Genomic DNA, 18,884 nt, shown 5'->3' with positions numbered 1-18,884 from the left:
AACCATGCCCAACTACACCTTCGTGGTGAACGGGAAGACCGTCACCGTCGACGCGCCGGCCGACCTGCCGATGCTGTGGGCGCTGCGCGACAAGCTCAAGGTCCGCGGGCCGAAGTACGGCTGCGGCATCAACGTCTGCAAGGCCTGCACCAGCCACCTCGACGGCGAGGCGTTCAACCCCTGCGTCACGCCGGTCTCGGACTGCGCCGGCAAGGAGGTCACGACGATCGAGGGCCTGGCCGACGGCGAAGAGCTGCACCCGGTCCAGGAAGCCTGGCTGGAGCAGGACGTCGCCCAGTGCGGGTACTGCCAGCCGGGTCAGATCATGGCGGCCGTGGCGCTGCTGAAGAAGACGAAGAACCCGACGGACGCCGACATCGACGCCATCCAGAACGTGTGCCGGTGCGGCACCTACTTCCGGATCCGGGAGGCGATCAAGAGCGCGGCCGCCAAAATGGCCTGACGCGGATGCGGAGGTTCTACAGAAGAACCTCCGCATTCGCGGGTCCTGTAGAAAGTTCACCCGGTCGTGGGTGGTGCTTTCGGGTTAGATGCGGTTCTCAGGCCTCGACGAGGAGGTCGGGGGACCGGAGGGCACCATGCACTACCAGGCCTTGCTGTCCGACGGGCTGGCCCCGCGGGTCGCCGTCCTCGCCGCCGACGTCGAGCGGAAGCTGCCCGAGCTCATCGAGACCACCGTGCGGCAGATCCGCACCGAGATGCCGGTCTACGCCGACGCCCGGTTCGTCACGCACGCCGAGCTGCGCGCGTCGGTGCGCGCCAACCTCGAACACGTGATGCGCACGCTGCGCGGCTCGGACGGCCCGGACCTGGCCCAGGCCCACGCGACCGCCCGGGCCCGGGCGCTGCAGGGCGCGCCGCTGCCGGAACTGCTGCGGGCCTACCGGATCGGGCTGACCGAGGTGTGGCACCGGTTCGTGGAACTGACCGCGGGCGAACAGGACCTGGCCGGGCTGGTCGCCGCGACGACGGCGATCTGGGCGCTCATCGACGACCTCGCCGAAGCCCTCACGACGTCCTACCGCGACACGACGGCGGAAGTGCTGGTGGCGCACCAGAACCGGCGCTCGGCGCTGGTCGAGGCGCTGTTCGCGGGCGGCAGCGCGACCGAGGGCACGCTGTGGGACATCGCCCGCGTGCTCGAGCTGTCGCTGGACGGCACGTTCGTCGTCGTCGCGGCGGAAACCCCGCGCCTCGGCCAGGAACCGCTGCCCCAGATCGAGGCCCGGCTGCGCGCGCTGCACCACGCGTCGGCCTGGCGGCTGACGCCGGACCTGCAGGTGGGCGTCGTGTCCCTCCGCGACCCGGCCGCGTCCAAGGCGGTCGTGGACCTGGTGCACGCCCACCCGGTCGGCCGGGTGGGCATCAGCCCGGTGTTCACCGGCCTCGGCAACACCGCCCGCGCGCTGCACCTGGCCCGCGTCGCGCTGTCCAGCATGACGCCGGGCACGCCGGGCCTGGTCCAGTTCACCGAGTCGCCGCTGGCCGGGCTGGTGGCCAGCTCCCCGGAGGCGTCGGTGCAGCTGGCCCACCACGTCCTCCAGCCGGTGCTGGACCTCCCGGGCGACGACCGGAACGTGCTGCTGCTGACGCTGCGCGCGTGGTTCGACTGCCAGGGCTCGACGAAACTGACGTCGGAGCGGATGTTCTGCCACCCCAACACGATCCGGCACCGCTTGAAGCGGATCACGGAGGAACTCGGCCGCTCGCTGACGAACCCCGCGGACATCGCGGAGCTGGGCGCGGCCCTGCGGGCGCTGAACCTGTTCCCGGAGGCGACCCACCTGCCGGCGCCGCGCTGAGCCGGTTCACGCCGCCAGCAGTTCGCGGGTGCGGGCCTGCTCCGCCGGTGAGCCGAACGGCATCACCAGCAGTTCCGTCGCGCCCGCGGCTTCGAGGGAGTCCACCTGGCGGCGCACGGTTTCCTCGTCGCCGACGAGCGCGGTGTCCGACACCCGGGCGTAGCCGCCGCGGTCCAGGACGGCGCGGTACGCCGGGACGCCCGCCGCGGCGCCGTAGGTCTCTTCGACCCACTTCCGGCGTTCGTCCACTTCGGACGTCACGCAGATCAGCTGGCCGGACACCACGCGGGAGGGTTTCCCGAGGGCAGGCACCACGAACTCGCCGGTCGCCCGCGGGCCGGCCCAGGTCGTGATCACGCCGTCGGCGAGTTCGCCGGCCAGGCGCGTCGACTTCGGGCTCACCGAGCCCACCAGGACGGCGGGCCGGGAGGCGCCCGGGGTGGTCAAGCCGCCGGCGGCCGTCAGCGTTTTGCCGTGGACGTCCGCCTTTTCGCCGCGCAGCAACGGGTTCAGCGCTTCCAGGTATTCGCGCAGGTGCCGCAGCGGGCGGTCGTAGGAGTACCCGAACTCGCCTTCGACGATGAACTTGTGGCTCAGCCCGACCCCGAGGTGGACCGGCACCCCGGTGGCCGCCTGCGCGGTCAGCGCCTGCGCGGCCATGGTGATCGGGTGGCGGGGGTAGGTCGGCACGACGCAGGTGCCCAGTTCGATCCCGGGGGCCGCCGCGCCGAGTGCGGGCAGTGCCGTGAGCGCGTCCCAGCCGCCGCGTTGCGCCAGCCAGAGCGTGGTGTAGCCCAGCTTCGCCGCTTCGCGGGCTTGAGCGGCCATGGCGTCGAAGCCGACGCCGAGCTCGTCGATCAGGATTCCGGTGCGCACGAGTCCTCCCAGGGGTTCAGTACGCGCGCTCGAGCTGCTTGCGGTCGAGCGCGACGGATTCGGTGAACAGCTCGAGCACCCGCGGCGCGACCGCGCGCAGCTGCCTCGTCGAGAGCGCGGCCGGTTCGAAGGCGTGCGCGACGGTGTCGGCGATCAGCGCCGGCGGGTGCCCGGCGAGCAGGAAGCCGTGCAGCACGGCCTGGTAGGCGACGGCGAGCTCGCGCGCCGGCCGGTCCGTGCGCAGCAGGTCGTTCGCGGCCAGCAGCTCGAGGTAGTCGACGAACGCCTCGTCGTGCCGCGGGTCGAGCTTGGCGTGCAGCTTCGGGAGCAGCTTCCCGAGCGTGCCGGCGTCGTCGGCGTACCCGGCGCGCAGCAGCGGCCGGCCCATGACATGGGCGTACTGGACCTCGGTGAGCCGCGAGAGCCCGACCGCGAGCGGGTCGGCTTCGAGCGCCGTCACGAGGTCTTCCAGGCTCCGGACGGACTCGCGGAGGAGAACCGCGAGGAACAGGTCCTCGCGGTTCTTCCAGTGCAGGTAGACGGTCCCCTTGCCGACACCGGCGCGCTCGGCGACGTCTTCGACGGTCGTGCGCCGGTACCCGGCGCGCAGGAGCAGCTCGGCGGCCGCGTCGAGGATCCGCTCGGCGCGTTCGGTCCGGTCTTCGGCAGGAGGCACGCCGCCATCGTATGACCAAATACGAAATCCGGTCAAACGAATTAGTCGTCCGAGGACCGCTTCCACAGGTTGATGTCCGCGTCGGTCGCGTGGCCGTCGATTTCGGTCAGTTCTTCCGGCGAGAAGTCGAGGTTGCCGAGCGCGCCGACGTTGTCCTCGAGCTGCTTGACGCTGCTCGCGCCGATGAGCGCCGAGGTCACCCGGTGGTCGCGCAGCGTCCACGCCAGCGCCAGCTGCGCCAGCGACTGGCCGCGCCGTTCCGCGATGTCGTTCAGCGCGCGGACGCGGTTCAGCCGGTTCTCGTCCAGGGTGTCCGGGTTGAGCGACTTGCCCTGCGCGGCCCGCGAGTCCGCCGGGACGCCCTTGAGGTACTTGTCGGTCAGCAGGCCCTGCGCGAGCGGCGAGAACGCGATGCAGCCCGCGCCCACCTCCTCCAGGGTGTCGAGCAGCCCGTCCTCCTCGATCCAGCGGTTGAGCATCGAGTACGACGGCTGGTGGATCAGCAGCGGCGTGCCCAGCTCCCGCAGCAGGCGCGCCGCTTCGGCGGTCCGCTCCGAGTTGTACGACGAGATCCCGACGTAGAGCGCTTTCCCGGCGCGGACGGCGCGGTCGAGCGCCCCGACCGTCTCTTCCAGCGGCGTCTCGGGGTCGAAGCGGTGGGAGTAGAAGATGTCGACGTAGTCCAGGCCCAGCCGCCCGAGCGACTGGTCCAAGGAGGACAGCAGGTACTTGCGGGAGCCCCACTCGCCGTACGGGCCGGGCCACATGTCGTAGCCGGCCTTGGTCGAGATCACCAGCTCGTCGCGGTAGGGCTTGAAGTCGGTGGCCAGCAGCCGCCCGAAGTTCTCCTCCGCCGAGCCGTAGGGCGGGCCGTAGTTGTTCGCCAGGTCGAAGTGGGTGATGCCGAGGTCGAAGGCGCGGCGGGTGATGTCGCGCTGGGTCTGCAGCGGGCGGTCGTGCCCGAAGTTGTGCCACAGCCCGAGCGAGATCGCCGGCAGCTTCAGCCCGGAACGCCCGCAGCGCCGGTAAGGGATCGAGTCGTATCGGCCGGATGCCGCAAGGTAGGTCACGCGGCCGATGCTAGCCCGTCGATCGGGTACCCTCCGGGTGAGCGACCGCTTAGGAGGCACGTGGTGGGCACCGGATTCTTCACCTCCGTCGACGACGTGTCGGCCAAGCTGGCCGAGGCCGGCTACCTGGCCTCCACGGCGGTCGCGACGACGGTGTTCCTCGCCGACCGGCTCGGCAAGCCGCTGCTGGTCGAAGGCCCGGCCGGGGTCGGCAAGACCGAGCTCGCCAAGGCCGTCGCGCAGGTCAGCGGGTCGCGGCTCGTGCGCCTGCAGTGCTACGAGGGCATCGACGAGGCTCGCGCGCTGTACGAGTGGAACCACGCGAAGCAGCTGCTCCGGATCACCGCCGGCCGCGACGAAACGTGGGAAGACGCCCGCACCGACATCTTCGGCGAGGAGTTCCTGCTCCGGCGCCCGCTGCTCACCGCGATCTCGTCCGACGAGCCGACCGTGCTGCTCATCGACGAGACCGACAAGGCCGACATGGAGGTCGAGGGCCTGCTGCTGGAGGTGCTCGGCGACTTCCAGGTCACCGTCCCGGAGCTCGGCACGATCACCGCGACGCGTCCGCCGTTCGCCGTCCTGACCTCGAACGCGACGCGTGAGCTGTCCGAAGCGCTGCGCCGACGGTGCCTGTTCCTGCACATCGACTTCCCCGACGAGGAGCTGGAACGCGAGATCGTCCGGCTCAAGGTCCCGGGCATCGACGCCGCGCTCGCGGATTCCGTCGTCCGGGTGATCGCCGCCCTGCGCGCGATGGACCTGCGGAAGCTGCCGTCGGTCGCGGAGACCATCGACTGGGCGCGCACGCTGCTCGCCCTCGGTGCGTCGACGCTGGACGAGCGGGTCGTGCGGGAGAGCCTCGGCGTCGTGCTCAAGCACCAGGACGACATCGCCAAGGCCGGCGCCGGGCTGCAGCTCGAACAGGTCCTGGACGCGTCGTGACCGGCGGCGTGCCGGAGCGGCTCGCGTCGTTCGTCAAGGCACTGCGGGCCCAGGGCATCCCGGCGGGTCCCGCCGAGACGGTCGACGCCGCGGCCGCGCTGGAGGTGCTCGGCTTCGACGACCGCTCGCTCGTCCGCGAAGGCCTGGCTGCCGCGCTCGTCCGCCGCGGCGGCCAGCGCGCGGTCTTCGACGCCGCCTTCGACCTGTACTTCCCGGCCGGGATCGGCGCGCCGGAACGGGCCCGCGAAGAGCCGTCCACGCTCGAAGAGCTGCGGGAGGAACTGGCCGCCGCCCTCGCCGACGGCGACGAGCAGGCGCTGGCCCAGCTGGCCGGGCTCGCCGTCGACATGCTCGGCCAGTACGGCTCGTCCTCCGGCCCCGGCGGCGGCTTTTCGGCGCACCAGACCCTGGAGCGGCTCCAGCCGCAGACGCTGATCGCCCGCGTGCTGGCCGCGGTCCGCGGCGGGGGCGCGCGCGGCGAGTTCACCGACCGGCTCGACCGCGACGAGATCCGCCGCCGCGTCGAGGGGTTCCGCGGGCGGGTCCGCACCGAAGCGCGCCGCCGCGCGGCCGAGGTCCGCGGCCGCGAACGCGTCGCCAAGCACGCCATCGCCCCGGCACCCGACCGCGTCGACTTCCTCATCGCGAGCCGGAACCAGCTCGCCGAGCTGCGCCGGACGATCCAGCCGCTGTCCCGCAAGCTGGCGACGCGCCTGGCCGCCCGCCGCAAGCGCACCACGCGCGGGCAGATCGACCTGCGCCGCACGCTGCGGCGGTCGCTGTCCACCGGCGGCGTCCCGCTGCGCCCGGCCTACCGCCACCGGCGGCCCGGGCGGCCGGAAATCGTGCTGCTGTGCGACCTGTCCGGGTCGGTGGCCGGGTTCGCGAACTTCACCATGCTGCTGGTGCAGGCGCTGCGCGACCAGTTCAGCAAGATCCGCGTGTTCGCCTTCGTCGACAGCGCCGACGAGGTCACCCACCTGGTCACCACCGGCACCGCCGACCCCGAGCACCTCGGCGCGCGCATGCTGGCCGAAGCGGCGCTGGTCCGATGGGACGGCCACAGCGACTACGGCGGCTCCCTGCGCCAGTTCACCGAGAACTGGCTGGACGCCGTCGGCCCGCGCACGTCGGTGCTGATCCTCGGCGACGCCCGCACCAACGGCGGCGACCCCAACCTCGACGCGGTGCGCGCGATCAAGTCCCGCGCCCGCCACGTCCACTGGCTGAACCCGGAACGCCGGTCGCTGTGGTCGACCGGCGACTCGGCGGCGCTGGAGTACGCCGACGTCGTCGAGATGCACGAGTGCCGCACGGTGCAGCAGCTCGGCACGCTGGTCACGCGCCTGCTGCCGGTGTGAGCCAGTCGTCGATGTCCGCGAGGAGCCGCTGCTTCGTCGCTTCGGGGGCGAAGGACGCCGTGACACTCGCCCGCGCGAAGTCCGCCATCGTCGCGTCGTCGTAGCCGAAGGCGTCGCGGACGCGGGCGTACTCCGCCGCGAGCTCCGCGCCGGTCACCGACGGGACGTCCGTGTTGAGCGTGACCGTCAGCCCGGCGTCGAGGAGCCGGGGGAGCGGGTGCTCGGGCAGTGACGGCACCAGTCCCAGCGTCACGTTCGACGACGGGCACACCTCCAGCGCCAGGCCCCGCTCGCGCACCTCGGCGACGAGCGACGGGTCGTCGAGGACGCGGATGCCGTGCCCGAGCCGTTCGGTCCGGCCCACTTCGAGTGCTTCGCGGATGCTGTCCGGCCCGGCGTCCTCGCCGGTGTGGTGCAGCAGGCGGATCCCGGCCGCCTGTGCCTTCTCGAAGAGCGTGGCGAACGGTTGCAGCGAGTGTTTTTCTTCGCCCGCCATGCCGATCGCGAAGACTTCGTCGTACTTCAGTGCGAGGTCGAGGGTGCGTTCGGCGCGTTCGACCGAGCGGCGCCGGGAGTGGTCGAGCACGAGCCGGGTTTCGAGTCCGGACAGTCCTCTGAGGACGGATTCCAGGGGCATTTCGAGGTCGCCCAGCCGTTCCCCGTGCGAGGCCGCGGTGAACGTGACTTCGGCGTAGCGGGTGCCTTGGGCGAGCTCGTCTTCGCAGTACTCGCGGGCGATGCGCTCGAAGTCCCCTGGCCGCTGGAGACAGGCCCGGATGAGTGCGTTGTAGTCGGCGAACGCGCGAAAACCGTCGAACTCCGGTGGTTCGGCCGGGACGGCGATGCCGTTGGCCTCGCCGAGCTCGCGGAGCGTGCCCGGCCGGATCGTGCTTTCCAGGTGGACGTGCAGGTGGGCCTTCGGCAGGGCCGCCAGGTCGCGCATGAGCCCGACCTTAGAGGCCGCCGGGTGCCGCTCGCGCGGCAATTTTGTTTGGCCATCGTCACACGGGGAACCTGTGGGTGGTTCGTCCGCGTTGTCAGGATGACCGCACACCGACGAGGGAGACGACCATGGCTTTCCTGCGCAAGCTCACCGTGCTGGCCGGCGCGGCCGGCGCCGCCCGCGCTTACGCCAAGAAGAACCCCGAAAAGGTGAACGGGGCTGTCGGCAAGGCGGCCAAGTTCGTCGACGACAAGACCAAGGGCAAGTACCACGAGCAGATCGCCGGCGCGGTCCGCAAGGTCAACTCCGTGACCGGGCCGGACGGGCGGCCGGGGCCGGCCGCCCGCTAGGTCAGTCCGCCACGAGTGCCTCGAGGACGCCGGCGCCGTACTTGGCGAGCTTGTTCTCGCCGACCCCGCTGACCGTGCCCAGCTCGGCCAGCGAAGACGGCCGCTGCGTGGCGATCTGGCGCAGGGTCGCGTCGTGGAAGACGACGTACGCGGGCACGCCCTGCTCTTTCGCGACGCCGGCCCGCCAGGCACGCAGGCGCTCGAACACCGGAGCCGCCTCCGCGGGCATGTCCGCCGCGGGGGTGGCTTTCCGCGTGCCGCGGGCCTTCGCCGCCGCCGCGCGCTCGGGCTCGCGGCGGAGCATGACCTGGCGGTCGCCGCCCAGCACTTCGGCACTGGCTTCGGTGAGCACGAGCGAGCCGTAGTCGCCTTCGACCGCGAGCAGGCCCTGGGCCAGCAGCTGGCGCACGACCGCCCGCCAGTCCGGCTCGCGCAGCTCGGTGCCGATGCCGAACGTCTTGAGCGTGTCGTGCTGGAACTGCGTGACCTTCGGCGTGGACTTGCCGAGCAGGATGTCGATGACCTGACCGGCGCCGAACTTCTGCCGCCGCTCGTTGCGCAGCCGCACGACCGTCGACAGCAGTTTCTGCGCCGCGATCGTCCCGTCCCACTTCTCCGGCGGGTTCAGGCACGTGTCGCAGTTGCCGCACGGCGCGGCCTGCTGCCCGAAGTAGTTGAGGACCTGCACCCGGCGGCACTCCACCGTCTCGCACAGCGCGAGCATCGCGTTCAGGTGCGCGCCCAGCCGGCGGCGGTGCGCCTCGTCGCCCTCGGACGTGTCGATCATCTTGCGCTGCTGCACGACGTCCTGCAGCCCGTAGGCGAGCCACGCGGTCGAGGGCAGGCCGTCGCGGCCCGCGCGCCCAGTTTCCTGGTAGTAGCCCTCGACCGACTTCGGCAGGTCGAGGTGCGCGACGAACCGGACGTCCGGTTTGTCGATGCCCATGCCGAACGCGATCGTCGCGACCACGATCAGCCCGTCCTCGCGCAGGAACCGCGACTGGTGCTTCGCCCTCGTGCGCGCGTCGAGGCCCGCGTGGTACGGCACCGCCGGAATCCCGTTCTGCACCAGGAATTCCGCGGTCTTCTCGACCGAGTTCCGGGACAGGCAGTAGACGATCCCGGCGTCGCCCTGGTGTTCGGTGCGCAGCAGTTCGAGCAGCTGCCGCTGCGGCGAGTTCTTCCCGACGATCCGGTACTGGATGTTCGGCCGGTCGAAGCTCGCGACGAAGTGGCGGGCCTCGTCCAGGTTCAGCCGGGTCGCGATCTCCTGGTGCGTGGCCTCGGTAGCGGTCGCCGTCAGCGCGATCCGCGGCACCTCCGGCCAGCGTTCGTGCAGCGCGGAGAGCTGGAGGTAGTCGGGCCGGAAGTCGTGGCCCCACTGGGCGACGCAGTGCGCTTCGTCGATCGCGAACAGCGAAATCTTGCCGCGGTCGAGCAGCCGCACGGTGGATTCGACCGAAAGCCGTTCCGGCGCCAGGTAGAGCAGGTCGAGCTCGCCGCTCACGAACGCCGACTCGACCTCTTGGCGGGCCGCGTAGTCCTGGGTGGAGTTGAGGAACCCGGCGCGGACGCCGGCGTTGCGCAGCGCGTCGACCTGGTCCTGCATCAGCGCGATCAGCGGGGAGATCACCACGCCGACGCCCGGGCGCACGAGCGCGGGAATCTGGTAGCACAGGGATTTCCCGCCGCCGGTGGGCATCAGCACGAGCGCGTCGCCGCCGGCGATCACGTGCTCGACGATCGCCGCCTGGTCGCCGCGGAAGCTGTCGTAGCCGAACACGCGCCGGAGGGTCTCCAGCGCGTCGGACGCGGGTGCGAGGTCGGTCTCTGCCACCCGGCCGACTATAGAGCGGGGGTCCGACAGTTCCGGTCCGCCCCACCGCGGGGTGGCAGACTGGGCGCGTGGAGTACTGGCCGGTTCCCGATCTCGCCGCGCATTTCGCCGGGGCGTGGCGGCTCGACCGCGAAATCCTCACCGCCGGCGGCGAGGTCGCGGGGGAGGTGACCGGCACCGCGACGTTCACCGAAGAGGACGGCGACCTCGTCTACCGCGAGGCAGGCGAGATGCGCCTCGGCACTTACACCGGCCCGGTCACGCGCACCCTGCGCTACCGGCCCACCGCGCCCGGCCGGGCCGACGTCCACTTCGACCACGGCGGCTTCTTCCACGAGCTCGACCTGCGCGCCGGGCACTGGGCCACCGACCACCCCTGCCGCGCCGACCTCTACCGCGGGAGCTACCAGGTGCTCGACGCGCGGCGCTGGCGGCAGGAGTGGGCGGTCCGCGGCCCGGCGAAGGACCACCTGATCGTCACCCGGTTCACGCGGTCGACGGGCTGAGCAGGTCGGCGAGGCCGATCCGCCTCAGGAACTCCCGCCGGATCCGGTCGCCGACCTCGGCGACCAGCCGGCCGCCGTCGTCGGCCGGGTCGACGTGCACCCGGAACGGCCGCCGCCCCTTGGGCAGGTCCACCACGCGTGCCAGCTCTTCGGCCACCTTCGCGACGTCCGCGCCGGGCGGGGTGATCTCGGCGAGCTTCCGCCCGACGTGCTCGTTCAGACCGGCGTAGCGCTCTTCGTAAGCCGCTTCGACGGCTTCGTCGGCCGGGTGGCCCGCGTGCGGGAAGTGGTTCGTGCCCGCGGTGAAGGCGCCCGGCACCACGATGGTGGTGTCGATGCCGAAGCGGGCGACCTCCGCGGCGTAGCTGACCGCGAGGCTGTCCATCGCCGCCTTCGCCGCGAAGTACGGCGCGAGGTAGGGCGGGGTGCCGCCGCGGACGCTGCTGCTCGACACCCACACCAGCAGCCCGTCCCGCTGGGCGCGCAGGTGCGGCAGGGCCGCGCGGTTGACGCGCTGGGTGCCGATCGCGTTGGTGTCGTAGAGCTCGGCGAGCTGCTCCGGCGTGAAGGCCTCGGCCGGGCCGAGCGCCATGTGCCCGGCGTTGTGCACGACGACGTCCAGCCGGCCGTGCTCGGCGACGATCGCCGCGATGGCCGCGTCGGCCGATTCCTGGCTCGCCACGTCCAGTTCGACGGTGCGCAGGTCGACGCCGTGTTCGCGGGCGGCCGCGGCGGCGGCTTCGACCTGCGGCGCGTTGCGGCCGCCGGGGTCGCGCATGCCCGCGTAGACGGTGTGCCCGGCGCGGGCCAGCGCCCGGGCGGAGAGGGCGCCGATCCCGCTGGAGGCGCCGGTGACGACGATGATCACGGTTGTCCTCCTCCTCAGACGATTCCGCCGTTGGCGCGCAGCACCTGGCCGTTGACCCAGCGGGCCGGGCCGGCCAGGAACGCGACGACCTCCGCGATGTCTTCGGGCCGGCCGAGCCGCTCCAGCGGCGGCTGCTTGGCCATCCGCTCGACCGTCTCCTCGTCCTTGCCGTCGAGGAACAGCGCGGTCGCGGTCGGGCCGGGGGCCACCGTGTTGACGGTGATGTCGCGGCCGCGCAGCTCGCGGGCCAGGATCATGGTGATCGCCTCGACCGCGCCCTTGGTCGCGTTGTAGACGCCGTAGCCGGGCAGGTTCAGGCCGAGCACGGACGTCGAGGTGGTGATCACGGCGCCGCCGTCACGCACCCGCTTCGCGGCCTGCTGCGCCACCGCGAACGTGCCGCGGATGTTGGTGCGGTGCACCCGGTCGAGGACGTCGAAGTCGATGTCCGCGATCGGCGTCGGCGGGTTCATGACGCCGGCCAGGTGCGCGACGACGTCCACGCCGCCGTAGGTGCGCTCCGCGGTGTCGAACAGCTCCGCGACCTGGGCGGGTTCGGCGACGTCGGCCCGGACGGCGATGGCCTGCCCGCCGCGCTCGGTGATGGCGTCGACGGCGGCCGCGGCCTCCTTCTCGTTGCCGGCGTAGTTGACGACGACGGCCATGCCGTCGGCGGCCAGCCGCTCGGCGACCTGGCGGCCGATGCCGCGGGAGCCGCCGGTGACGATCGCGACGCGGGGTTCGGTGGTGGTGCTCATCGGGACGTTCCTCCTGGGTGGGTAACGCTGCTTCCGTCGTTCTGTTATCGACGATAGCACCGCTGCGTTAACGGCGCTAGTCCCAGGTTGTTATCGTCGTTACAGTGGCATCCGGCGGCACCGGCGCGGCCGGTCGGCCGAATCCGGCGCCGCAGTGGTTTTCGGCAACCGGGTTTCGGGCACACAGGGCCCATCGGGGGCGACATCCATGAAGGAGTTGTGTGATGCCCACCTGGCTGATCGTCGTGATCGTCGTCGTGGCCCTCGCGGTGCTCGGCGCCGTGATCTGGCTTGTGACGCAAGAGATGCAGCGAAAACGGCTACAGCAGCGGTTCGGCCCGGAATACGACCGGGCCGTGGAGGAAAGCGACAACCCGCGTGCCGCGCAACGAGAACTCGCCGAGCGCGAGCGCCGGCACAAGGAGCTCGACATCCGCCCGCTGTCGGCCTCGGCCCGGGAGCGCTATGCCCGGGAATGGGCGCAGGTACAGGAAAAGTTCGTCGACCAGCCGCCCGCCGCGGTTGCCGAGGCGGACCGGCTCCTCGTCGCGCTGATGGCCGAACGCGGCTACCCGACCGAGGGGTACGAGCAGCAGCTGTCCGACCTTTCGGTGCGCCACGCCAAGACCCTGGAGCACTACCGCGCCGCGCACACCACGCAGCAGAAGCGTGACGGAGCGTCCACTGAGGACCTGCGCGACGCGATGGTCCGCTACCGGACCGTGTTCGAGGACCTGCTGACCGACGGCGCCGACGAAGACCACCACGACGGCGAGCACCACGACCGCCGCAACGGTCACGAGCACGACGACCGTCGTGACGCCGACCAGCACGAGCACCGGGCGTCCGCGCAGCCGCGGACCGAGTGGAACGGAGGACGCTGACCATGACCGAGCACCTGACGCGACACGACGCCGACCGGGACGACGACCTCGGCCGCGACGACCTGTCCCGGGATGAGCTGTCCCGCGACGACCTGTCCCGTGAGGACTCGTCCCGTGAGGACACCGGGGCCGCCGATCGCGAGCACGCCGAATTCCGCGAGCCGGGCACCGGGCCGGACCACGGCCTGAGCACCGCCGACCTGGCGTCCGCGGGCTCCGGCACCGCCGCTCCGGCCGAGCAGACCGCGTCCGCCGGCTCGGGCGGCGACGTCGAAACGCCGCCGTTGATCGACGAGGAGAAGGTCACCGGCTTCCGCGACCGCTGGCAGAACGTCCAGACCGGCTTCGTCGACGACCCGAAGCAGGCCGTGCGGGAGGCCGACGAACTGGTGGCCGCCGTGATCAGCGCGCTGGCCACCACGTTCGCCGAGCACAAGAGCGACCTGGAAGGCCAGTGGCAGCAGGGCGAACCGGCCACCGAGGAGCTCCGGATCGCGCTGCGGCGCTACCGCTCGTTCTTCGACCAGCTGCTGCCGCGCTAGCGGGAACCGTTTCCCGGCGGGCATGATCGGGTACGCACGCCGGGGAACGGCGTCAGCAACGGGAGGCAGCCGAATGAACGTGGCCGATCTGCTCGTCGACGGGTTCAGCCGGGTCCAGGGCACGGTGCACGCCGCGGTGGAAGGACTCACCGCCGAGCAGCTCCGGGCCCGGCTGGACGACGAGGCCAACTCGATCGCCTGGCTGGTGTGGCACCTGACCCGGGTCCAGGACGACCACGTCGCGGACGTGGCGGGCACGGAGCAGGTGTGGATCGGCCAGGACTGGCTGACGCGCTTCGGCCTCCCGTTCCCGGCGGGCGACACCGGCTACGGCCACCGCCCCGAGGACGTCGAGGCGGTCCGCGTCGACAAGCCGGACCTGCTCACCGGCTACTACGACGCCGTGCACGAGCAGACCGTCCGGTACGTCCAGGGGCTCGAAGGCAGCGACCTCGACCGGGTCGTCGACGAGGCCTGGGACCCGCCGGTGACGCTGGGCGTGCGCCTGATCAGCGTCCTCGACGACGACATCCAGCACGCCGGCCAGGCCATGTTCCTGCGCGGCCTGCTGGAACGCCGGTGAACGAAGGTCAGTCCTCGTAACCCTCCGCGCGGTGATCGGCGAGGCGCTGCGGCCCCGGGCCGTCGGCGCCGAGCCGGTCGCCCGGGTTGGCCAGCCGGCACTTGGCCAGTGACATGCAGCCGCAGCCGATGCAGTCGGTCAGGTCGTCGCGCAGCTGTTCCATCTGGCGGATCCGCGCGTTCAGGTCTTCGCGCCAGCACTGCGAAATCCGCGCCCAGTCGGCCCGCGTGGGCGTGCGGTCGTCGGGCAGCAGGGCCAGCACCTCGCGGATCGTGGACAGCGGCATGCCGACCCGCTGCGACATCCGGATGAACGTCACCCGCCGCAGGGCGTCCCGGCAGTACCGCCGCTGGTTCCCGGCGGTGCGGCGGCTGCGGATCAGTCCTTCGTCTTCGTAGAACCGCAGCGCCGACGCGGGTACCCCGCTGCGCCGGGAAAGTTCGCCGACCGTCAAGTCGGGCAGCGTCGCGTTCACCATGCCGGCCATGCAACCACAGCCGAGCGCTTGACTTCAAGCGAGCTTGAAGTCCCATCCTGGCCCGGACGGCGACAACGCCGCAGTGGCAAGGAGGAAAGCGTGTCCGAAGCACCCGTGCGGGTCGCGGTGATCGTGGGAAGTGTCCGGGAAGGACGGTTCGGCCCGGTGGTGGCCGCCTGGCTGGCCGGCGTCGCGGGGGAGACCGGCGGTTTCGAAGTCGACGTCGTCGACCTGGCCGAGCCCGACCTGCCGCTGGCGATGCCCGCGTTCGGGGCGGCGCCGTCGCCGACGGTGGTGGCCGAGATCAGGAAGGTGACCCCGCGGCTCGAGGCGGCGGACGCGTTCGTGGTGGTGACCCCGGAGTACAACCACAGCTACCCGGCTGCGCTCAAGAACGCGATCGACTGGCACCGCGACGAGTGGCGGGCGAAGCCGGTCGCGTTCGTGTCCTACGGCGGGATTTCGGGCGGGCTGCGCGCGGTCGAGCACCTGCGCGCGGTCTTCGCCGAGCTCCACGCCGTGACGATCCGCGAGACGGTCAGCTTCCACGGCGCCCACACCCGCTTCGGCCCGGACGGCGTGCCGACCGACGAAGCGGCGGGCGTCGCGGCGAAGGCGATGCTGCACCAGCTGGGGTGGTGGGCCCGCTCGCTGACCGAAGCCAGGGCGGCCCGGCCGTACCCCGGCTGACGCGCCGGCGGTCAGAACGCCTGGCAGGTCTGCGAGGGCAGCTTCGTGTCGGTGCCGGCGATCGTGATCGTGTTCTCGATGATGTACCGGTTCTGCGCGGCCAGCGCCGCGAAGGTCGTGCAGACCAGCTGGTTGATCGCGATCGGGGTGAGCTGCCCGACCGGGAGCGGCAGCGTGATCGTCGGCGGCGGGTCGGGGGCCAGCCCGATCTCCCCGCCGGCCGGCGGCAGCATCGTCGTGTAGCCGTCGGCCGCCTCGGCGTAGGACGGTCCGTTCAGCAGCAGCGACAGCGTCGTGTTGACGCCCACCGAGCTGGTGATCGGACGCGTCACCGGGGTGAGCCGCCCGTCGAGGACGAAGTAGAGGATCACCTCGGCGCCGCGCGCGCTGCCCTCCGGGTTCCGCAGGGTCGGCGCCGGCCCGGCGCCGACCACCGACGTCGGCTTCACCCCGCACGCGCTCACCAGCAGCAGGACCGCCAGGACGAGGACCTTCTTCACCACGCCTCCCGGGGCAGCCGCAGCTCGAACCGGGCGCCGGAACCGGTGTTGGCCGCGGTGATGTCGCCGCCGTGCAGCCGCGCGTTTTCGCGGGCGATGGACAGCCCGAGCCCGCTGCCCTCGGACCGCGCACGGGCCGTGTCGGCCTTGGTGAACCGGTCGAACACGGCGGGCAGGACCTGCTCCGGGATGCCAGGGCCGTGGTCGGTGACGGTCAGCACGACGTCACCGTCCTCGGCCCGCAGGACCACTTCCACCGGCGGCGCGCCGTGCCGCATCGCGTTGCCGACCAGGTTCGCCACGACGATGTCGAGCCGCCGCCGGTCGAGCGAGGCGACGAGGCCGGCCGGGAGTTCGGTGACCAGGTCGTCGCCGGCTTCCCAGCCGCGCGCGGCGAGGCTGTCGGCGATCGCCGAAGCGACGTCCAGCTGTTCGCGCCGCAGTTCCGCGCGCCCGGCGTCGAACCGCGAGATCTCGATCAGGTCCTGCACCAGCCGCGTCAGCCGCTTGGTCTCCGCCGACACCAGCCGCGCCGCGACCGCGGTGTCGGCCGGCAGCTGGCCGGCGTCCTCGTCGAGGACGTCGGTGACCGCGTTCATCGCGGCCAGCGGCGTGCGCAGCTCGTGTGAGACGTCGGCGACGAACCGGCGTGCGTCCGCTTCCATCGTCTGCAGCGTGCCGACCGTGCGCTGGAGCTCCGCCGCCGTGTTGTTGAACGTCGTGACCAGCTGGGCCAGCTCGTCGGAACCGGTGGCGCGCAGCCGCACGTCCAGCCGCCCCCGGCCGAGCTGGCTGGCCGCGGTGTTGAGCGCGCGCACCGGCCGCAGCACCTGGCGCGCCGCGAGCAGGGCCACCGCCACCGCGACCGGCAAGATCAGCACGGAGTAGGTCCACGCCTTGGTGGCCAGGTCGTCGATCGCCTCCTGCTGCTGGGTGAGCGAGACCGCCGCGTACACCTCGAGCCCGCTCGGCTGGCCGCCGTTGCGCCCGGTCTGCACCGGGATCCCGACGAAGAACATCGGGTAGCCCTGCATGTCGACCCGCTGGAACTGGATGTTCGTGCTGTGCGCCACCGCCTGGCGCAGCTCGGCGGGCACGCTGTCGTAGTCGATTCCCGACGTCGCGCGCATGTCGTGGTAGACGACGACGGCGCCGCTGGACTTCAGCGCCGTGGCGAAGGCGTCGAGGGTGCCCTGCGTCGGCGGCAGCGACACGGTCGGCAGGTAGGCCGTGATCTGGTCGCGCAGCTTCAGCATCGTCTGGTCCTGGATGCCGCCGAGGATGGCGGTGCGCGCGGAGACGTAGCTCGCCCCGGCCGCGGCGGTGGCGCCGAGGATCATGATCACCGCGAACGCGGCGACCAGCCGGAACCGCAGCCCGGTGAGCCACGAGCGGACCCGGCTCACGAGCGGCCGAACCGGTAGCCGAACCCCCGGACGGTCTGCACGTACTCCGGCTTCGCCGGCACGTCCTCGATCTTGGCGCGCAGCCGCTGCACGCAGGCGTCGACGAGCCGGGAGTCCCCGAGGTAGTCGTGGTCCCACACCGCGGAGAGGATCTGACGGCGGCTGTACACCTGACCCGGCGTGCGCGAGAGCTCCAGCAGCAGCTTCAGCTCGGTCGGGGTCAGCGACACCGCCGCACCGCGCTTGGTGACTTCGAGCGCGGCCCGGTCGATCACGAGGTCCCCGTGGCGCTCGTCCGGCTGCGGCGCCTCGCCCGGCCGTTCGGCGACCGCCCGCCGCAGCACCGCGCGGATCCGCGCGTCCAGCACGCGCGGCTCGACCGGCTTGGCCACGTAGTCGTCGGCGCCCGCTTCGAGCCCGGCCACGATGTCGAAGTCGTCGCTGCGCGCGGTGAGCATGATGATCGGGACCGGGCCGGACGCCCGCATCCGGCGGCACGTTTCGAAGCCGTCCATGCCCGGCAGCATCAGGTCGAGCACCACGATGTCGGGCCGGTGCTGCACGAGCGCCTCGATCCCGAGTTCGCCCGATTCCGCGGTGCGCACCCCGTGTCCCTGCCGGCGCAGGGCGAGTTGCAGTCCTTCCCGCACCGCCGCGTCGTCTTCCACCACCAGTACCTCGGCCACGGCGCCATTATTCGGAAAACCGCACGTCGTGGCGACCCGGGCCGATCTTGTAGCAAAACCATGACATCACGCTGACGGGATCTCGAAACGCCGGATCCAGACTCGGGGACATGGCAGTGATCAGTTCCGAGGTACGCCCCGTCAACCGGCCGGCCGGCCGCCACGCGCTCGTGACGCGGGCCGTGTCCCGCACCACCGTGCTCGCCGCGAGCGCGGCCGGGTTCGCCTTCGCCTTCGTCGCGGCCTACCTGCTGTTCGTCCGCACCGAGGCCGGCCGCGGCGTCGAGAACGGCGTCGTCCGCAGCGCCCAGTCCGCGGCCCACGTCGTCGAGTGGGCCCAGCCGCTCCGGCAGACGGACCAGGTGGTCGTCCTCGGCGGCATCGCGCTGCTGATCGTGGTGATCGCCCTCCTGCGCCGCCGGCTGGCACTGGGCGTGACGGCCCTGGCCCTGCTGGCGGCGCCGCTGGTGGTGGCGCAGCTGCTCAAGCTGTACGTCCTCGACCGCCCCACCACCGGCGACCGGTTCGGCGTCGCGAGCCACAACAGCTTCCCGAGCGGGCACGCCAGCGCGGCGATGGCCATGCTGGTGGCGCTCGCGATCGTCCTGCCCCGCCGCTTCCGCTTGCCGACATTGGCAGTCGGCGGCATCGGCGTCGCCTGGGTCTCGGCCGCGGCCGTGGCACTGGGCTGGCACCGCCTGAGCGACACCGTCGGCGCCTGCCTCCTGGTCGCCGCGGTCACCTGCGCCGGGGCGGCGGTGGCGTCCGCCCGCCGCCCCGACGGTGACCGGGTCCCGCTGCTGCCGGTGCTGTCGGGCCTGTTCGCGCCGGTGGCCCTGGTGCTGGTCGGGTACGCGGTGCTGGCGACGGCGACGTCGGGCGCGGCGCAGTTCGTCGCCGCGATGGTGCTGGCCGCGCTGTCGGCGATGGCGGTGGTCCTGCTGCTGACGGGCCCCCTGCGCCGGGTGACGTTCGACCCGGCCGAGAGCCGCGTCCGGCGGGTTAGGGGACGTCAGGCGTCGTAGCGGGCGCTGAGTCGTTTCGGCCGTCGAGCGGGCCAGTTTCGGGGGATTGGCCCGCGACAGCCGTGGGGCTGCGGCCT

General features: G+C 72.1%; 22 protein-coding genes. 11 read left to right on the top strand and 11 right to left on the bottom strand.

Annotated features, from left to right (window positions below; genetic code table 11):
• Positions 1-4 precede the first annotated feature (4 nt).
• Together SD460_RS33685 and SD460_RS33680 are read left to right on the top strand one after the other, a co-directional pair.
• Positions 5-463 (top strand): (2Fe-2S)-binding protein, encoded by a 459-nt coding sequence (locus tag SD460_RS33685; protein WP_290054274.1) that lies wholly within the window; start codon positions 5-7, stop codon positions 461-463.
• 136 nt (positions 464-599) lie between these two features.
• Positions 600-1,823 (top strand): PucR family transcriptional regulator, encoded by a 1,224-nt coding sequence (locus SD460_RS33680; protein WP_318307679.1) that lies wholly within the window; start codon positions 600-602, stop codon positions 1,821-1,823.
• Between the two features lie 6 nt (positions 1,824-1,829).
• Here SD460_RS33680 and SD460_RS33675 read toward each other — a convergent pair whose 3' ends face one another.
• From SD460_RS33675 to mgrA, 3 genes are read right to left on the bottom strand one after another with little or no spacing between them, the layout of a single operon-like run.
• Positions 1,830-2,699, bottom strand: a complete 870-nt coding sequence (locus tag SD460_RS33675) for a TIGR03564 family F420-dependent LLM class oxidoreductase (protein ID WP_290054270.1) — start codon at positions 2,697-2,699, stop codon at positions 1,830-1,832.
• Between the two features lie 16 nt (positions 2,700-2,715).
• Positions 2,716-3,375 carry a TetR/AcrR family transcriptional regulator gene (locus SD460_RS33670; protein ID WP_290054269.1) on the bottom strand — a complete coding sequence of 220 codons (660 nt, stop codon included), beginning with the start codon at positions 3,373-3,375 and terminating at the stop codon, positions 2,716-2,718.
• Between the two features lie 41 nt (positions 3,376-3,416).
• Positions 3,417-4,445: an L-glyceraldehyde 3-phosphate reductase gene (gene mgrA / locus SD460_RS33665; RefSeq protein WP_290054267.1), complete on the bottom strand. Its 1,029-nt coding sequence runs from the start codon at positions 4,443-4,445 to the stop codon at positions 3,417-3,419.
• A 63-nt stretch (positions 4,446-4,508) separates the two neighbouring features.
• Between mgrA and SD460_RS33660 the strand changes: the two genes are divergently transcribed.
• Both SD460_RS33660 and SD460_RS33655 read left to right on the top strand, forming a co-directional pair.
• Entirely contained in the window at positions 4,509-5,390 is an 882-nt protein-coding gene (locus SD460_RS33660; protein WP_290054265.1) for an AAA family ATPase, read from the top strand.
• Complete coding sequence (locus SD460_RS33655) at positions 5,387-6,751, top strand: vWA domain-containing protein (protein WP_290054263.1); 1,365 nt, start codon at positions 5,387-5,389, stop codon at positions 6,749-6,751. The genes SD460_RS33660 and SD460_RS33655 overlap by 4 nt, the downstream gene beginning before the upstream one ends.
• Here the strand turns inward: SD460_RS33655 and add are convergent.
• Positions 6,729-7,694 carry an adenosine deaminase gene (gene add / locus SD460_RS33650; RefSeq protein WP_290054262.1) on the bottom strand — a complete coding sequence of 322 codons (966 nt, stop codon included), beginning with the start codon at positions 7,692-7,694 and terminating at the stop codon, positions 6,729-6,731. The two genes, SD460_RS33655 and add, sit on opposite strands and share 23 nt — an antisense overlap.
• Positions 7,695-7,822: 128 nt before the next feature.
• Between add and SD460_RS33645 the strand changes: the two genes are divergently transcribed.
• Positions 7,823-8,044, top strand: coding sequence for an antitoxin (locus tag SD460_RS33645; RefSeq protein ID WP_086672874.1), 222 nt, complete (start codon positions 7,823-7,825; stop codon positions 8,042-8,044).
• 1 nt (position 8,045) lies between these two features.
• On the opposite strand, the gene recQ is transcribed toward SD460_RS33645, so the two are convergent.
• Complete coding sequence (gene recQ / locus SD460_RS33640) at positions 8,046-9,881, bottom strand: DNA helicase RecQ (protein ID WP_318307252.1); 1,836 nt, start codon at positions 9,879-9,881, stop codon at positions 8,046-8,048.
• A gap of 68 nt (positions 9,882-9,949) precedes the next feature.
• Between recQ and SD460_RS33635 the strand changes: the two genes are divergently transcribed.
• Positions 9,950-10,387 carry a DUF6314 family protein gene (locus SD460_RS33635; protein WP_318307251.1) on the top strand — a complete coding sequence of 146 codons (438 nt, stop codon included), beginning with the start codon at positions 9,950-9,952 and terminating at the stop codon, positions 10,385-10,387.
• On the opposite strand, the gene SD460_RS33630 is transcribed toward SD460_RS33635, so the two are convergent.
• Both SD460_RS33630 and SD460_RS33625 read right to left on the bottom strand, forming a co-directional pair.
• Complete coding sequence (locus SD460_RS33630; RefSeq protein WP_290054254.1) at positions 10,368-11,255, bottom strand: SDR family oxidoreductase; 888 nt, start codon at positions 11,253-11,255, stop codon at positions 10,368-10,370. The two genes, SD460_RS33635 and SD460_RS33630, sit on opposite strands and share 20 nt — an antisense overlap.
• Positions 11,256-11,269: 14 nt before the next feature.
• Positions 11,270-12,013, bottom strand: coding sequence for an SDR family oxidoreductase (locus SD460_RS33625; protein ID WP_290054252.1), 744 nt, complete (start codon positions 12,011-12,013; stop codon positions 11,270-11,272).
• A gap of 224 nt (positions 12,014-12,237) precedes the next feature.
• Here SD460_RS33625 and SD460_RS33620 point away from each other — a divergent pair, with 224 nt between their 5' ends.
• The 3 genes from SD460_RS33620 to SD460_RS33610 all read left to right on the top strand — a co-directional run bounded on the left by SD460_RS33620 (position 12,238) and on the right by SD460_RS33610 (position 14,022).
• The gene (locus SD460_RS33620; protein ID WP_290054250.1) at positions 12,238-12,897 is read left to right on the top strand and encodes a hypothetical protein; all 660 of its coding nucleotides are present in this window, start codon (positions 12,238-12,240) and stop codon (positions 12,895-12,897) included.
• A gap of 2 nt (positions 12,898-12,899) precedes the next feature.
• The gene (locus SD460_RS33615; protein ID WP_290054249.1) at positions 12,900-13,439 is read left to right on the top strand and encodes a hypothetical protein; all 540 of its coding nucleotides are present in this window, start codon (positions 12,900-12,902) and stop codon (positions 13,437-13,439) included.
• A gap of 73 nt (positions 13,440-13,512) precedes the next feature.
• Entirely contained in the window at positions 13,513-14,022 is a 510-nt protein-coding gene (locus SD460_RS33610) for a mycothiol transferase (RefSeq protein WP_290054247.1), read from the top strand.
• A gap of 7 nt (positions 14,023-14,029) precedes the next feature.
• Here the strand turns inward: SD460_RS33610 and soxR are convergent, their stop codons facing one another.
• Entirely contained in the window at positions 14,030-14,509 is a 480-nt protein-coding gene (soxR, locus tag SD460_RS33605) for a redox-sensitive transcriptional activator SoxR (protein WP_290054245.1), read from the bottom strand.
• A gap of 90 nt (positions 14,510-14,599) precedes the next feature.
• On the opposite strand from soxR, the gene SD460_RS33600 reads away from it, so the two are divergent.
• Positions 14,600-15,190 carry an NADPH-dependent FMN reductase gene (locus SD460_RS33600; protein ID WP_290054243.1) on the top strand — a complete coding sequence of 197 codons (591 nt, stop codon included), beginning with the start codon at positions 14,600-14,602 and terminating at the stop codon, positions 15,188-15,190.
• 11 nt (positions 15,191-15,201) lie between these two features.
• Here the strand turns inward: SD460_RS33600 and SD460_RS33595 are convergent, their stop codons facing one another.
• From SD460_RS33595 to SD460_RS33585, 3 genes are all read right to left on the bottom strand, one after another.
• Positions 15,202-15,690: a hypothetical protein gene (locus SD460_RS33595; RefSeq protein ID WP_318307250.1), complete on the bottom strand. Its 489-nt coding sequence runs from the start codon at positions 15,688-15,690 to the stop codon at positions 15,202-15,204.
• Positions 15,687-17,030: an ATP-binding protein gene (locus tag SD460_RS33590; RefSeq protein ID WP_290054310.1), complete on the bottom strand. Its 1,344-nt coding sequence runs from the start codon at positions 17,028-17,030 to the stop codon at positions 15,687-15,689. The genes SD460_RS33595 and SD460_RS33590 overlap by 4 nt, the downstream gene beginning before the upstream one ends.
• A 62-nt stretch (positions 17,031-17,092) precedes the next feature.
• On the bottom strand, positions 17,093-17,782 hold the full coding sequence (locus SD460_RS33585) for a response regulator (RefSeq protein ID WP_290054240.1): 690 nt from the start codon (positions 17,780-17,782) through the stop codon (positions 17,093-17,095).
• 110 nt (positions 17,783-17,892) lie between these two features.
• On the opposite strand from SD460_RS33585, the gene SD460_RS33580 reads away from it, so the two are divergent.
• On the top strand, positions 17,893-18,807 hold the full coding sequence (locus SD460_RS33580) for a phosphatase PAP2 family protein (protein WP_318307249.1): 915 nt from the start codon (positions 17,893-17,895) through the stop codon (positions 18,805-18,807).
• Positions 18,808-18,884 lie beyond the last annotated feature (77 nt).

It is taken from the genome of Amycolatopsis solani, from assembly GCF_033441515.1.
GTDB lineage: Bacteria > Actinomycetota > Actinomycetes > Mycobacteriales > Pseudonocardiaceae > Amycolatopsis > Amycolatopsis solani.
The sequence above is the reverse complement of the archived record's forward strand: the minus strand, read 5'-3'. Positions and strand labels throughout refer to the sequence as shown.